Source organism: Candidatus Poribacteria bacterium (assembly GCA_021295755.1).
In the GTDB taxonomy this organism is placed as follows: Bacteria; Poribacteria; WGA-4E; order WGA-4E; family PCPOR2b; genus PCPOR2b.
On sequence record JAGWBT010000061.1, the window covers coordinates 1 to 15,598 of the forward strand.

The window sequence follows — 15,598 nt, forward strand, 5'->3', positions numbered from 1 at the left end:
AGGGCGTTGGACTGCTAGCTGGCAACGGCCTGGCGGCGTACTACGTCTTTGAAAACGGAATCACAGCTCACTATGAATCACACCGAGGGAAACCCTCCGGTAATCACTCTAGCAGCCGGTGGTTCGGATTTGAGGTTTACGGCACCGAGGGAATTATCTCGCTACGAAACTCCCCCTGTGGGGAGATGTACCTCTACCCTCACGGTTTGTGGATTCCGGAGGAGAGGGAATGGGAACGTATCCTTCTGGATGAGTGGGAAAAACGACCAGACGGTACAAACCGGTCGGATCAAGAGCAGATGCACCTCAGTAATCAGATGATTGTGAAAGAACTTGTCCAAGCCATTGAGGCGGACCGCGATGTCGTTGCGGTTTCCAGTGGGGCGGATGCGCGCGCAGCGCTGGAAATGATTATGGCAGTCCATGAATCCCAACGCTTGAAAACACGGGTATCCTTCCCGCTAGAGAACCGGGAAAATCCTTATGAGGTTTGGCGCAGCGGGAAGGAAAGTCGTTGACATAAAATTTAACGGCTGCTAAACTTTTGCCGGTTCAATAATCAGAGTTCTTTTCTTGGAGGCATACTATGCTGATTGGATATGTCAGCGACGAACGCTATGTAGCAATTCCTGACGTATTGTTAGAATTTGTAAATGAATCAGGTTCGTATGAAGCCCATTCGCGGGCAACGGGCGCGATTTACGCGGATCTGTCACCAGGACCCTACAAGGTGACGCTCTATAAACCCGGCTTCGGTGCAAAGAGTGTTAACATGACAGTCCAAAAGGATCAACCGTATCAGTTTCGTTTGCTTTCGGACTGTTTGCTGGGATATGCTTGGCCCAAGTGGGTGCGGTCCGGTGAGAAATCCGAATTCCGTGTCCACGCCGTCGAGGCGTACGAACTTTCGTTGTGGCGGTATGGGTTTCAGAAGGAATTGATCCGAGACCTCGGCTGGCATGATGAGCATGGTCCCCGCGCAACGATGCAGATCTCCCCCGATGGAGATTTCACTCAAACCGGTATTGAGTGGAATAAGTTCGGATATACGAATCCCCATCACCTCCAGTTCGTTGAAGCACCGGCTCGGAGTGGGCTTTACTATTTTCACGCCAAAACAGAATCAGGCGCGTTCTTTTCCTTCCCGTGGATTGTTGCACCGGCGAAGCCGCAGGCACCGATTGCCGTACTAGCTTCCAACATCAACTGGAACGCTTACAACAACTTCGGCGGTCGGAGTAACTATATCCATCCCGACCAGTTTCCACCGACACCCACCATCAACGCTCGACTCGATCTGAAGCGATATACTAACCGTAACCACCAGCACTTCGATGCCGACGAATATGCCCCTCTGTCGTTTGATCGCCCTGAATTGATTAACGTTATCGCTGAAGATACGGAAGTTACGGATCCAGTCGAGGGGCGCTCTGCCTGTCACGTCGCCCCCGCCGAATGGCGTCTCTTCGGTTGGCTGGAGCGCGAAGGATATGATTACGACCTTTACGCCGAAACACAGCTTCACCAAGGGGTTCTGAACTTGGAAGACTACAAAGTTCTCATGATCAGTACCCATCCCGAATATTGGTCGACGGATATGTATTTTCGGCTCAAAGCATGGGTCTTCGAGGGCGGCGGCAAGCTGATGTATCTCGGGGGCAACGGCTTGAACTGTGAGGTTGAATTCCTCGACGAGTACACGATGGTCGTTCACAATGAGAACTGTGGAAGCGGTAGTTTCACCACGCTGCAGGATGTTGGGTATGAAAGCCGATTCCACCTGCGCCACGAATCCGAAGCCAACCTCTTGGGCGTCGTCTGTACCGACACCGGTATTATGACCGGCGCACCCTATCGGGTGATTGACGATTCTCACTGGATTTATGAGGGCACAGGACTGAAGAATGGGGATGTGTTCGGGGAAAAGAGTCTACATATGCGTTGTCCCGGTGGCGCTTCGGGCCACGAAATGGACAAAATCTCCGCTAGTTCTCCTAAGAACACCCAGCTGCTCGCCAAGGGGCTCAATCCCGACGATGGCGGTGCTGAAATCGTCTATCACGAGCCCGGTGACGGCGGTGCCGTTTTCTCCGTCGGCTCGATTACCTATCCCTGCTCTGTGATAGTGGACGACACGATTTCAAGAATTACCACCAATGTGCTGAAACGATTTCTGGAATAAGAAACCACGATGGTGTCCTCATGAGGAGGGACATAGAATTTTCTGGAGGAGGTACACATGCACATCAATCAAGACGCTTATAATCATTACTGGGAAAAGGGTTGGGTCGCCATCGAAGGCATCTACAGCCCCGATGAAGTTGAACGCATCGCCCAAATTGCTATTGAGGTCAGCGATCGTGAGATAGAAACCCCAGAAACTACGGATCAGGGAATCGGTTACGCTGTCGATCGAGCGGAAGATGGTACGATTGCGCCACGAAAAATCAATGCACCTTTCCTCAAAGAACCTGACTTCCAATCCTTCGTCCTTGACGCCCGTCTCTCGCGCATCATCGAAGACCTCATCGGCGTAGAGCCGGTGCTGGTCACTGATCAGATTTTCATGAAACCGCCACACTTCGGTAGTGCGAAACCGTACCATCAAGATAACTACTACTTCAAATGTGATCCGGCGGATCATGTCATCACCGCTTGGATTGCGATGGACGACGTAGATGAGTCGAACGGCTGTCTCCGCTATATCGAAGGTTCACACAAGGGACCGGTGTTGCCACACGAAACGCCAGACCCCGATGAGCCATATAACCTTGTGCCGCCGCCCGAACTGGTCGATCTATCGCAAGAGGCATTGGCGGAAGTCAACAAGGGTGGTGTCGTTTTTCACCACTGTAAGACGTTGCATACATCCCACCGTAACGAATCTGACCGCTGGCGACGTGGTTATGCGACACATTGGGCGAGCGCGCACACGACGTGTGAAATTGATACAATCAAGAACGGTTATTTTCAGCGAGACGATTTTCCGGGAACCAAGTAGAAAAGAAAGTGTTACATATATTGCCCTAGGTACTATGAACTATCGGTGTTTGGGACGGACCAACTTGCAAGTATCGGAGATTTCGCTGGGAACCGTAGAGCTAGGCATGGACTACGGCATCCCTGTGCGGGGAGAGCAGCGACGACCATCCGAGGAAGAGGCTGCCCGTACACTCAACCGTGCGCTCGACTTGGGCGTTAATTTAATTGATACCGCGCAGGCTTATGGGGAGAGCGAAGCCATTATTGGACGGGCATTGAAGTCGCGTCGGAACGAATATATCCTTGCGACGAAGATTGGCTCGTTGAGTTGGGAGGGTTATACCGGCAGAGAATTACGAGAACAGGTGGAAACGTCAATCACCGAATCGCTGCGAACGCTACAGACGGACACCATTGACCTACTCTACATCCACAATGCCACTCCTGAACTTATTCAATGTGGGGAACTTGCAGAGATAATGCAGCAGGCGCAAGAAGCGGGTTACGTTCGTTTCATTGGCACCACCACCTATGGCGAAGCCGCACCGTTAGCCGTGTTAAAAGATGGTCGCTTCGACTGCGTACAGGTTGCCTACAACCTATTAGACCGTCAGTTTGAAGAACGGGTGTTACCGCTGGCTAAAGAGAATGATGTGGGGGTTGTTATCCGATCCGTTCTCCTGAAAGGCGCATTGACCCATCGCTACGCCCACCTTCCCGAAGAACTCCGCGAACTGCAGATGGCGGTCGGACAGGTAAATTCATTGTGCGGCGCACAAGATAGAAGTTTACCGGAATTGGCTTATGGCTTCGTGCTTGCTCACCCTGCAGTCTCCACCGCGTTGGTGGGCACCGGTCGAGTGCATGAGTTAGAGGAGATCGTCTCATCGGCAGAGTGTGATGCGCTTCCGCCGGCGTTACTCCACGACATTCGAGAGATTGTTGTGAGCCCAGATCAACTCAACCCCGGCAACTGGCCATTCCGCTAAAGCGGTGCTTCGTTCACACATAAAGAGGTGAAACATGTATAACTCAGTCAAGGTCGCAGCAATTTCGATTAAACCAAAGAAGTGGGATAAAGCTGCAAACGCTGACAAGATGGAGGCATTTTTTGTTGAAGCCGCCAAGGAACAGCCACAGGTGATTTTGACAACAGAAGGGGTACTTGAAGGCTATGTCGTCATGGAGGTCATCGAGAATCGGGAAACGGCGGAGAGGCTGCTTGACATCGCAGAGCCGATTGATGGTCCTTACATTCAGCGTTTTCAGCAGCTTGCCAAAAAGTTGGGGATTTCTCTCTGCTTCGGTTTTGCCGAACGCATCGCCGATGAGGCTTATAACTGTGCTGTGTTTATCGATCACAACGGCGAAATTTGTGGTAAATATCACAAGACACAACTCGCTGAAGGCACGCATTCTTCTTGGAACTTTAACCGTATCGGCAAGACGTTGCGCGCTTTTGATACACCGATCGGTCGTGCTGGGGCTGTCATCTGCAACGATCGATGGAATCCGATGATTACGCGTACGCTTGTCCTTGATGGGGCAAGTCTAATCTTTATCCCATCCTATGGATCGAGGAGCAAGAGACAAAACGAAGCCGTGCTTGCGCGGGCGCGGGAAAATGGGGTGCCAATCGTCGAAGCAAATGTCGGTATGAACCTCATCATCAGTAAGGGCGAAATTGTCGCCTACAAGTGGGGCAACGACCAAATCTCGACTGCAGTCATCGACATCCCGGAACCTCCATCGCAAAAGGTAGCGCGTCGTGCCGAGCGGGAATATCTGCAATTGCAGGGACCTGAGATGGACAAACGCTATCAGAAAACAATGGAACAACTAGCCGAGTGAGCCTGCGAAACAACTGAAAAGATTGGCCTATATTTCCCGATAGTTTTCTGAAGAATTGAGTCAATTTTGTATTTGAATTAAAAGTGGAGGTATGCTATACTAGCGGATTGATAAGTCCTTGACACCGTCGAGTTGCATAATATAAGTGCCTCGACATAACTTGATAGATTCTTGGGTGCCGAGGCGAGAGCGTGAATATCGAAATAGTTCTGTTCAATCTAATAAAAAGCCCATCACAAATGATGGATGAACAAGGAGGCAAAATCGACCATGAAAAGATTAAATAGAAACTCATGGATAGGCAGCGCTGGACTGTTTGTGTTAATCTTATTAGTTTCCGGCTGTGCAACGGGGACATCACTAAAAAATCTTCCAGCCGTTCAACCGGCTGAGATGTTACCAGAGCATGTTGTCCTTGAGGAGGTTGCTTCAGATGCATTTAAAATTAGACCTCCCACGGGACGAATACTCTCAATAACTAAAGATAACATTACGGTTCAGATCGTCTACTGGCGTCGCGCGGATCTTGATCGCAAGTATAATCGTGGCAATGCTTTCTCGCCCTTCTATGAAACGGAAGCACTCCACCAAGGCGACAAAACAGATGTCTTTTATGTGAAAGTCACAAACAATGCCGCCACCCCTGTTGTCTATCGAATCAAGGGCACCCGCCAAGTCCCCTGCGAGATGGTCGATCAAGGGGATAACCGTTACGGATCATTGGATTACGATGCCCTAAAAGAACGTTTGACTTACATGTCTCGCGCTTCGGGGATATATGTCACGAACGGACTCAGAAAGGCAAGAGAGATTTTGATAGAAACACAGCTTCTAGACTCAGAAAAGGGGATCCAGCCCGGAGAGAGTATCGAGGGTTTTCTCCCATTCTACCAGATGAAGCACAACGCCGAAACGTTAATAGTTATTATTCCGCTTGAGTTAAAGCCGCCGGAAGGCACTGCGACTCGTTATAAGAGAATAGTATACGAATTCCCCTTCATACATCATAAAGGGATTCGGCTTGCACAACCAGCGCCGCATCGATACTAGCGGTGAACGATAAGTGACAAGTGATGAGTGAAACCGGATCGGGGCATTCATCACTTGTCATATTCTATCGTACAACGAATCGCTCTCTACGATTTTGCAAGGTGGCAACGAGTTCAAAAACTGCTTGCCGTAAAACTTGGTCTTGATGCGCGCATCGAGGGCAACAAAAATTCCGGTGTCCGTTTTTGTGCGAATTAAACGCCCAAACCCTTGCTTGAATCGAATAATCGCTTCCGGCAAGCTAAACTCCATAAACGGATTTCCGCCCCGCTCTTCAATCTCTTTGACCCGTGCCTTTATCACCGGATGTGTGGGTACTTCAAAGGGTAGTTTGGCAATAATTACACTACTGAGCGACTCGCCCCGCACATCAACTCCCTCCCAAAAGCTCGAAGTTCCAAACAGGACAGAATCGATGTTCTCCCTAAACTCCGTCAACATCGCGCTGCGCGAAAGCCCCTCTCCCTGCTTGAGCACGTCAATCCCAAGCTGCTCAAGGTAAGGTAGAACTTCCTCATAAACCTCATCCATCATCCGGTAGCTTGTAAATAGGACGAAGGCTTTGCCGTGCGTCAGTCTGAGGTAATTCAGGATCTGTGTGGTAGCGGCCCGTGTGAAGGCGCGATCTCGCGGATCCGGCATCCGCGAAGGGATATGGATCTCAACCTGCTCTTGATAGTTGAAGGGCGATCCAACAAGTAATTCACGGCAATGCGGTAGACCAACCCGTCTCCGAAAGTAGTCGAAATTCTGGTTGGTCGCCAGCGTGGCACTGGTCATGATGATACTGTCCAGTTTTTCAAACAGGTGGGTGTTCAATTCTTCACTGACGTTGATTGGGGTTGCATGCAACACAACTCGATCAAATCGTCCTCGTGTCGAGGTGTTAATCCAGTAGACGTAATCCGGCAGCGTGTGACTAACCATCACATCTAAGTCGTTACGCAGTTCACGGCAGCGACGCAGATGGGCTTCAATTTCTTGCTGATCGTCCTCGGTTGTTGCGGCATCTCTCAGCGACGTTAACCGGCTCTGGAGTTCGCCTAAAGGATCATCTAACACATTGTGCACGAAATCGGTTTGATCGACGGTTTGTGTGATCCCATGTCCCTGATCTCTCACCCCCTGCCGATCCAACCAGCTCATAATTGAAGCAAACTGTTGGTTTGCATCCTCCCGAGCGTCCTCGACAAGTCGAATAGAACCCGTTGATTCAAATCGGATAAAGAGTCCCGCCTTCCCTTGCGGATTACACAGAGAATCCAAAAACCTCTTGACCCGTGTATTGCTAAACTCAACGCTTGTATGTTCCGTTGCAGTCGCTTCAAGGTGATGTGCTTCATCAATGATTAGATATCTATATTCTGGCAATATGGCGGCATAAGGGTTGGTTCTCCGGAGTGCCCAATCCGCGAAGAGCAGGTGATGATTCACGATAATCAGGTCGGCTTCATTCACCTGAGCCCTCGCTTTGAAGTAGAAACATGTCTCGTAGGTCGGGCATCGCTGCCGCAGGCAATTGTCCGTATCTGAAGCCACCTTATTCCAAATTTCAAATATCGGCTGCGGCTCAAGGTCCGCCCTACTTCCGTCCTCAGTGACATTGACCCACTCGACAATACGATCGAGTTCTTCTACCTCTGCCATTGTATCAAATAAAGGACGCTCATAAGTCCTCAAGCTGTCTAGACGACGCCGCGACAGATAGTTTCCACGCCCTTTGGCGAGTGCAGCGGTGAAAGATTGTGGAAGGACCTGTTGGAGAAACGGTATATCTTTGGAAATCAACTGTTCTTGCAGGTTGATAGTATTGGTGGAAATTACTACCGGCTCGTAGGTACTAAGTGCGAGATCAATTGCAGGCAGGAGGTAGGCAAAACTTTTACCGACACCCGTGCCAGCTTCAACCACAAGGTGCTCATCGGACGACAGCGCACTAGCAACCGCTTCCGCCATTTCAAGTTGTTGTGGTCGAAACTCATAGCCAGTTAGCTGTTTCGCAATCAGTCCATCGGGACCAAGGATTTCTCCTAAATTTGAAAGATGTTTTTTCATTACTTTCTTCTATGCAGACCAAAAATTGGTTGACGTGTGGGAATGACTTGAAAATTGCTATGCTTAAATATATGATCAACGTAGAGCGGAAAATCAGTATTAGGTTTCGCTCACTACGTCTTGATTCGCCAATTTAATGCTTCACTCTTGATTAAATTTAACCGTAACCGTTTCTGTTCCTTCTTCGGTATAGGCATTCTTAATTTCAAAAGAGATTTCCGATTTACTGAGAGCATTTTGCAGCGCTCTTTCGTAATCTGCCATATTTTTGATTCGCTGGTCGTTGATTCCCACAATTAATGTTCCGAGTGGAACCCCCGCACTAGGAGCAGGACCGCCGAGACGTACCTCCTCAACAATAACCCCTTCATCATCAAGACTCAGGTAGGCGTAACGTTCAGAGTCGTGGGCACCTAGCTCACGAACAGCTATCCCCAGTTTCGTCCAAGATGGCGAATCGGACTCCATTTCCAGCCCTGTGAAACGCCGGGGCATCCTGCCAATCGTTACAGAGAGTTTTTTGCGCATTCCGTTGCGAATGACTGTAAATGCTGCTTCCTCACCAACCATCGACTCAGCGATAAGGAATCTGAATTTACGAATTTCTCGCATTTCTTGCCCATTGAATTCGACGATGATGTCACCCACTTCCATCCCACCTTGTCTAGCAGGTGATGGATCGGAAAATCGAGTTACCCGAATACCGTTAGCATGAGATGACATAAAAATTCCTAGCCACCCGCGTATCACCTGCCCGTTCGCAATGAGCTGGTCACTGACCTTCTTCACAAGGTTGATAGGAATAGCGAAACCGGCACCGGCTCTGACCGCTGCTGTTGCCGGGTCGTCTGGACGCCGAGGGGCATCGTCTGGACGTCGAATTGCAGAGTTGATACCGATGACTGCCCCATGGATATTAAGCAAGGGTCCACCGCTGTTTCCGCGATTAATCCACGCATCAGTCTGGATAAAATCTTGATACTGAATCAAATCTTGATAGCGAAGCGTGAACAGTGGAAATAGTGAGCGTCCTTTCCCACTGACAATTCCGGTGGTTACTGTATAATTCAACTGGAATGGGTTACCGATTGCGATTGTAAACTGTCCGACTTTAACCCTATCCGAATCACCAAAGGGAAGCACAGGAAGTTCTTCCTGCACATCAATTTTTAACACAGCAACGTCCGTGTTTGGATCAACCCCAATCAATCGAGTATCCTTGAACTCTCTGCCATCAAATAGGCGAACCGTAATCTGCTTCGCACCGTTTACAACATGGTCATTGGTTAAAATATAGCCATCTTTTCGAAAAATAAACCCTGTTCCCTCCTGTCGATCGGACCTGCTAAAGGGGACTACCTGTCTTTCTACCTTCGATGCAGTAACACCAACAACCGCGGGGTTACTCCTTTCAGCGATACTAACGAAGGCATTTTCAATCGATTCTAGTAATTGAACACCAGCCGGGATACTGTGGGTCGGATCGGTGGAATGGAGTTGAGCCTTGCTACACGCGAAAAGTAGAAAAAACAGCGCAAAACCTACAACAAGACTAAAGAAGCAACGGTTTTTCACGATATTTTCCTCTGTGAAGTTGTGAAGTTGTATTTGCAGACGGGCGATGGTGGAAAATACGAACTTATGTTATTATACCGATGCCTGTTTTACCGTGTCAAGCGTTAAGTAGTTATAATCAAGTTTAGAAATTTACAATCTGGAGGGATAGTATGGCAATTTTAAGTCTTTTTTCACTGGAAGGACGGGTGGCGCTGGTCACCGGGGCAAGTCGGGGGATCGGTCAAGGCATCGCGGTTGGTCTCGCCAGTGCTGGAGCGAATCTCGCCCTTGTGGCAAGATCCGAATCGACACTCATTGAGGCACAGAAAGAGATACGGTCTATCGGTGTTCAAGCGGAGATTTTTCCCTGTGACATGAACCAAACAGAGAACATTCCGGATTTGGTTGCAGCGGTGAATGCCTCTTATGGACAAATTGATATTTTGGTCAATAACGCCGGCACAACGCACCGAGATGCTGTCGTCGATTTTCCTGAGGATCGGTGGGATGATGTGATACGGGTCAACCTGAAATCGGTGTGGCTGCTTTCTCAACAGGTTGGACGAGCTATGGTTGAGCGTGGCAGCGGCAAGATTATTAACATCGCGTCGCTATTAAGTTTTTCCGGCGGTATCCGAACCGCGGCGTATGCCGCAAGCAAAGGTGGTATAGCACAGTTAACAAAAGCACTTGCCAATGAGTGGGCTTCAAAGGGAGTTAATGTGAATGCTATCGCGCCAGGATATATCAAAACCGACATGACAAGTGCGATTCTGAATGATCCGGTGCGAGTTGCGGAATTTATGGATCGGCTCCCAGCGGGTAAGTTTGGCACACCTGATGATATGGCAGGCGCGGCGGTCTTTCTCGCATCCGAGGCGGCTTCATATATTCATGGACATATTTTGACTATCGATGGGGGTTGGATGGCACGGTGAGGCATAATACGTAATGCGTAAGGGAAACCGTCTGGACACCTATTGAATATGTAACGGTTGAGATGTATCGGTATCCAGCGATGTCGTGCCTTGAATTACGGCTATCCCTTACGTAAATATCAACATGCTCTAGCAAGTTGTATTGCTTGGCAGCACATCACTCCTGACAGAGCTCAGACACCATCGCGGCGTTCTCGCCGATCTGATCTCCGAATTTTTGATACATGCCAATGAGGAGAGCGTCGTTGGGTTTGATGTTTTTCAATGCGAACGCAAACTCTTCGCGAATCTGCTCCTTCGATCCAACCGCTCGACCTGCAGCGAGTACCTTGAAAACGATACACGGTTTGTCTGTTTGCAGGATCTGCTCACACATCTTGGGACGGTGTTCACGTAGATAGACCTCCCCCAACGGTGAGTAACCAAACCTCTCCTCGAACTCCTCTCTTCCCCCATGCAGGTTGTAAAGAGCAGCCATATAGTAATCGATATCCCAATCTTCGTTCTCTGCGATGCTGATGAGTTGGGGGTCGTGGGCGGACAATCCGACCAAAACGCCGGTATCCCGAATTCGCTTGAGGATGTCTTTAAGCAGGTCGAGCTTGTTTTCACGGAGACAGCGATCGCCAATGCCGCCGCCGTGGGGTGCCATACCGATAGGATTATGACGTGCAACTTCTGCGATATGGTGCGGTTCATCGTACCACTGTGAGGTACTGAGGCATAGCCACTGGATTGTGCCGCCTTCTTCCCGGTAACGAAGCAGATCGGAGAGTGAACGCTCCGTGATTGTGTTCTGCCAAGCGTTAATCCCAACGGCTTCAGCGCGTTTCAGTGTTGCCATCACTGAATCCGGTGCGTGTGCTTCCTGTTGGTGTTGAGCAAGAAGTTGATTGAAGTGCGAATAACCGTAGATTGGATTGTCACCGATGATGAGGCGACTCACCTGATACGGACCGAGTGGAACCGTTGGTAAGCTGGGAGCGGTTGTTTGCATCGTTGATACCTCCTTCAGATTCTGACTGCTCGCATTATAAATGACCCAATGCCCGCTGTCAATAGCCTTTTGGCCGTCACTGGGTTTTGGTTTGACTTCGTAAACCCCGCTGTGATAGAATACCGGTGATATGTTTCAATTAAATTCTAGTCAGGAATATAGCAATGGGTCAAATTAGTATCGTTTTAATCGCAGGGTTGGTTTTTCTGTTTTTCTTTGAACCTTCGCGGGGAGCAGGAGAGTTTAATCAACTGCTTACCCTGATCGTCACGGGCACAATAATCATCTTACCGCCGGCACTTGTTTATTTTCTTGGATCTTATGCGACACGCCCATTGCCAATCGATCAGGACGCCCGGCTGCGTCGATTGTACCTCATCAAACGATCTGCAATTGTCTTTGAATGCCTTCTCCTGATCGGTTATATTTGCGATGTCTACCTATTCAATTTACCACTGCTAATGAGCAAGGTGTTAGACTGGACTCCGTTAATTTATACACAGCGGCTTGTGGGGATTGTCCCGTTGATTGTTGGACTGATGCTTATCCGTTTCGCGCTTTATGAAGTTGAGCAGCAAGCAACGTCAAGGAACTGGAAAAGGAGAGAGTATCTCAGCGTCTATCTGAAATTTTTGCTATTGCCAGTATTGCCGCTATTTGTTTATTTGTGCTTACTAGATTTGATTGCACATATCCCGTATCTCGCCAGTAACGCCTATTTACCTATTGCGCTTATGGCATCGCTGATTTTTCTAGCGTATATCTACGCACCTTTGATACTGGGTTTCATTTGGCGGACGGTCCCGCTGGCGGATGTTAATCTAAGGAACAGGCTCCACCGATTAGCAGCCCAAGACAACATCAAATACAAAGACATCGTTGTTTGGCAGACGGAATCAGTTGCCAATGCGGCTGTTGCTGGAATTGTCCCATGGTCCCGGCAGATCTTTCTGACAGAAGCCTTGCTGCAACACTTTTCCGACGATGAAATTGAAGCGATCGTGGCACATGAGTTTGGGCATGTCCGTTACAAGCATATTTTGACTTATCTCATGTTTTTGATTGTCTACTTTCTCAGCTATACCATCTATTATATCTACATTGGTCAACCGCTTGAGTCGCTTTTTTCCACTTCTTCTCTGTTACCGGCAACCGTTTTGGTCTTTTTCATTTCTCTCTATTTCATTATTATTTTCCGCGCTCTATCAAGACGTTTTGAGCACCAAGCAGATTTGTACGCTGTCGCAGTGACGGCTAAGCCAGAGGCGCTCGAACTCGCCTTGGTCCGACTCGCATACCTTAACTACATCCCTCGATCTGTTCAACGTTTATTCGAGCTATTCCAGACACATCCTTCGATCGACCGGCGAATCAAATTCATTGAGCGGTTCAAGGGCGGCGATCCGGCTGCCTTACGCTACCAAAACTATCTGCTTGAGGTTAAACTACTCCTTGTTCTGTTACCGGCGCTTGCTTGTATACTCCTTTTTAGTAATTCGTTAGAGTTAGGGTAACAACCGACCGAATCTTTTATAGACTTTGACTCTGAAAGGTTCGGCATTTTTAGAGATGACAAATGCAACAGCAAAATAACCTTACACTTGTAGAAGAACTTAAAGACTTTTGTACCAAAGAACGTGAGCGCATCTATTCCCGCCACCGTTTCGGAATTGGGGGTAGAGAAGTTGTAGGAGAATATACCCGCCTTGCGGACAACGTGATCCAGCGCATTTATCAATTCGCAATCAAAGCGGAGAATGGTCGTTCTAAATTGCCTGAAGATGCCCCCATAGCTATCCTCGCATTGGGTGGCTACGGACGGGAGACACTGAATCCCTATTCAGACATTGATATCATGTTGGTCTACAACCCCTCGGAACTGAATCTGAGTCAAGTAGGACCGCTTGCCAACCAAATGATCACGACGCTCTGGGACATCGGTTTTGAGGTCGGGCATAGCTGTCGATCGCTTAAGGAGTGTGTCCGTGCGACCTACGACGATATTTTCTCCAAGACCTCGATGCTTGAAGCGCGATACATTGTCGGTGCAAAACAGGTTTACCGTGAATTTCAGAGATTGACCTCCAAGCACTTTTTCAAGAAACAGGTGGGCAAGTTCATCGCGAAAACGATTGAGGAATGGAGCACCCGTCATGAATCTTACGGCGCAACGATTTATTTGCAAGAACCGAACATCAAGGAGAGTGCCGGTGGATTACGAGACTTTCATACGGGTATCTGGGTTGCAGCCGTTCGCTTTGGAGTTAAGGATCTTGGGGAACTTGAGAGGCGAGGGGTTATCCCCCGAACGGTAGCGAGATCGTGTGAGGAGTCGCTTAACTTTCTGTGGCAATTGCGTAATGAACTTCATTACGTTAATGAAAGAAGAAGCGATCAACTCGTCCTAGATGTGCAAGAAACCATCGCTAAAAATCTTGGATATAAAGATGATGGGCATTCCCTTGCCGAAGTAACGATGATGCGGGATTATTATCTACACGCAGAGCATCTCTATGAGTTCGCAAAACTGATTATAGATCGGGTAAAACATCAAAGATCTCCGCTGAATCGCTGGATTGAACGGTGGCAAACCAAAGTGCTGCCCGACGGATTTACAGTTGTAAGGGACGAAATCGGTTTTCAGGAAGGGCATTTCGATTTTATGGAAGATCCAACGCGGATGATGAAGGTATTCACGCACCGCCAACAACTAGGGAATCGAATCAGCGCGGATGTGCGGCACCAAATTGCTGCCAATCTTCATCTCATTGATGATAGCTTCCGACGTTCACCTGAAGTCGCCGAGTGTTTTCTCTCTATCCTCCGCCATTCGGAGTCGGTTGCTGAAGTGCTGCGCCGGATGCATCGTTGGCAGGTGCTCGATCACTATTTACCTGAATTTGGTAAAGTACGGTCACTGGTGCGGTCGGATCGACCACATCAATACACCGTCGATGAACACACCCTGTATGCAATTGAAAATCTCGAAGAAGCAACGCTGGCACAGTTGGAGCGTGGGCAGGATTTTCTCAATATTTTCAAAGAGGTGGAGAAACCTGAATTGCTGCGGCTGGCAATCCTATTACACGATGTTGGAAAAGGGGTTGACGGCCCGGGAGGCCATGACGAACGTGGCTTTGAAATGGCACAAGCCGCCTTGGACCGCATAGGATTGGACACCGTGGATAAAGAGGTAGTGCTATTTCTCATATTGAGACATCTGGATATGCTCCACACCGCCCAGCGACGAGACCTCGATGATCCGAAAGTCATCGAACGTTTTGCGGAGTTGGTGCAGGATGAGCAGCATTTGAAGATGTTGTATCTCTTGACGTTTGCGGACATGCGAGCTGTAAGCACAGAAATTTGGAACCAGTGGAATGCAATTTTGCTTTGGCAGCTCTACACACGAACGCTTGAGTTCCTGCAAGGAAAGATGGAGTTCCTGAAAATCGAAGAGCTGCAAGCACGCGTCACGCAACTCATTGGCGAAGCGGTTGGAGAGGCTGCAATTGCCCGACACTTTGAGACAACGCCTGACCAAGGACTGGTTTCGCAGGCACCCGACTTAATCGGCAAACAGGTTCAACTCGTTGAGAAGCTAGGCGACCTTCCAATCGCTGTTTCCCTTTTTGCTGAGAATCAAAGTTATACCCAAATCGGCATCTGTACCCGCAATGCACGGGGAATTTTTCGGCAGATTACGGCTGTATTCACAGTTGAGAATATTAATATACTAAGGGCTATGATTAATACGCGTAGTGATGGAATGGTGATTGATGTCTTGAATGTGGCAGATGGACAGACAGGCAAGGGACCAATCTTAGATCGGTATCACCAAATCGAGGAAACTTTAACAGCTGTCTGGAATGGGGAAGTTGATGTAGAAACTGTTCTACAGGGGCAACGCGAATCGGATCCGCTTCTTCGACGCCAACGGCGCTATATCCAACCAAGGATCCGAATCGACAATGAGGGGTCAGATCGTGCAACTATTATTGACATCCGCGCTCAAGATCAGGTAGGTCTACTCTACACGATCTCGGATGCCTTCTATAAACTGGGTTTGGATATCCGTCTTGCCAAGATTACGACTGAGGCATTTATAGCAGAGGATTCATTTTATGTGACTGACACAAATGGGGCAAAAATCACAGATTCGACACGG

12 protein-coding genes are annotated in these 15,598 nt (G+C 48.8%); 9 read left to right on the top strand and 3 right to left on the bottom strand.

The window, feature by feature from the left end:
- From J4G02_10485 to J4G02_10510, 6 genes are all read left to right on the top strand, one after another.
- Positions 1 to 518, top strand: a 518-nt coding sequence (locus J4G02_10485) for a hypothetical protein (GenBank protein ID MCE2395001.1), incomplete at its 5' end; no start/stop codon positions are given.
- 68 nt (positions 519 to 586) lie between these two features.
- Positions 587 to 2,182 carry a carboxypeptidase regulatory-like domain-containing protein gene (locus J4G02_10490; protein ID MCE2395002.1) on the top strand — a complete coding sequence of 532 codons (1,596 nt, stop codon included), beginning with the start codon at positions 587 to 589 and terminating at the stop codon, positions 2,180 to 2,182.
- Positions 2,183 to 2,239: 57 nt separating this feature from the next.
- On the top strand, positions 2,240 to 3,001 hold the full coding sequence (locus J4G02_10495; GenBank protein ID MCE2395003.1) for a phytanoyl-CoA dioxygenase family protein: 762 nt from the start codon (positions 2,240 to 2,242) through the stop codon (positions 2,999 to 3,001).
- Positions 3,002 to 3,065: 64 nt separating this feature from the next.
- Complete coding sequence (locus J4G02_10500) at positions 3,066 to 3,971, top strand: aldo/keto reductase (protein ID MCE2395004.1); 906 nt, start codon at positions 3,066 to 3,068, stop codon at positions 3,969 to 3,971.
- Between the two features lie 34 nt (positions 3,972 to 4,005).
- Positions 4,006 to 4,833, top strand: a complete 828-nt coding sequence (locus J4G02_10505; GenBank protein ID MCE2395005.1) for a carbon-nitrogen hydrolase family protein — start codon at positions 4,006 to 4,008, stop codon at positions 4,831 to 4,833.
- 270 nt (positions 4,834 to 5,103) lie between these two features.
- Positions 5,104 to 5,883, top strand: coding sequence for a hypothetical protein (locus tag J4G02_10510; GenBank protein ID MCE2395006.1), 780 nt, complete (start codon positions 5,104 to 5,106; stop codon positions 5,881 to 5,883).
- A 57-nt stretch (positions 5,884 to 5,940) separates the two neighbouring features.
- Here J4G02_10510 and J4G02_10515 read toward each other — a convergent pair whose 3' ends face one another.
- Positions 5,941 to 7,938 carry a DEAD/DEAH box helicase family protein gene (locus tag J4G02_10515; protein MCE2395007.1) on the bottom strand — a complete coding sequence of 666 codons (1,998 nt, stop codon included), beginning with the start codon at positions 7,936 to 7,938 and terminating at the stop codon, positions 5,941 to 5,943.
- 141 nt (positions 7,939 to 8,079) lie between these two features.
- Positions 8,080 to 9,513, bottom strand: coding sequence for a trypsin-like peptidase domain-containing protein (locus J4G02_10520; protein MCE2395008.1), 1,434 nt, complete (start codon positions 9,511 to 9,513; stop codon positions 8,080 to 8,082).
- A 158-nt stretch (positions 9,514 to 9,671) separates the two neighbouring features.
- Between J4G02_10520 and J4G02_10525 the strand changes: the two genes are divergently transcribed.
- Positions 9,672 to 10,433: a glucose 1-dehydrogenase gene (locus J4G02_10525; protein MCE2395009.1), complete on the top strand. Its 762-nt coding sequence runs from the start codon at positions 9,672 to 9,674 to the stop codon at positions 10,431 to 10,433.
- A 157-nt stretch (positions 10,434 to 10,590) separates the two neighbouring features.
- On the opposite strand, the gene J4G02_10530 is transcribed toward J4G02_10525, so the two are convergent.
- Positions 10,591 to 11,430: a hypothetical protein gene (locus tag J4G02_10530; protein MCE2395010.1), complete on the bottom strand. Its 840-nt coding sequence runs from the start codon at positions 11,428 to 11,430 to the stop codon at positions 10,591 to 10,593.
- A gap of 164 nt (positions 11,431 to 11,594) precedes the next feature.
- Here J4G02_10530 and J4G02_10535 point away from each other — a divergent pair, with 164 nt between their 5' ends.
- Positions 11,595 to 12,944, top strand: a complete 1,350-nt coding sequence (locus J4G02_10535) for a M48 family metalloprotease (GenBank protein MCE2395011.1) — start codon at positions 11,595 to 11,597, stop codon at positions 12,942 to 12,944.
- Between the two features lie 62 nt (positions 12,945 to 13,006).
- Positions 13,007 to 15,598: [protein-PII] uridylyltransferase (glnD, locus tag J4G02_10540; protein ID MCE2395012.1), on the top strand; the 2,592-nt coding region annotated here is incomplete at its 3' end.

Bases quoted from the DNA above. Each gene is read 5' to 3' on its own strand.
- J4G02_10490 (MCE2395002.1), top strand. From the start codon at position 587: ATGCTGATTGGATATGTCAGCGACGAACGCTATGTAGCAATTCCTGAC.
- J4G02_10510 (MCE2395006.1), top strand. From the start codon at position 5,104: ATGAAAAGATTAAATAGAAACTCATGGATAGGCAGCGCTGGACTGTTT.
- J4G02_10495 (MCE2395003.1), top strand. From the start codon at position 2,240: ATGCACATCAATCAAGACGCTTATAATCATTACTGGGAAAAGGGTTGG.
- J4G02_10535 (MCE2395011.1), top strand. From the start codon at position 11,595: ATGGGTCAAATTAGTATCGTTTTAATCGCAGGGTTGGTTTTTCTGTTT.
- J4G02_10530 (MCE2395010.1), bottom strand. From the start codon at position 11,430: ATGCAAACAACCGCTCCCAGCTTACCAACGGTTCCACTCGGTCCGTAT.
- J4G02_10515 (MCE2395007.1), bottom strand. From the start codon at position 7,938: ATGAAAAAACATCTTTCAAATTTAGGAGAAATCCTTGGTCCCGATGGA.
- J4G02_10505 (MCE2395005.1), top strand. From the start codon at position 4,006: ATGTATAACTCAGTCAAGGTCGCAGCAATTTCGATTAAACCAAAGAAG.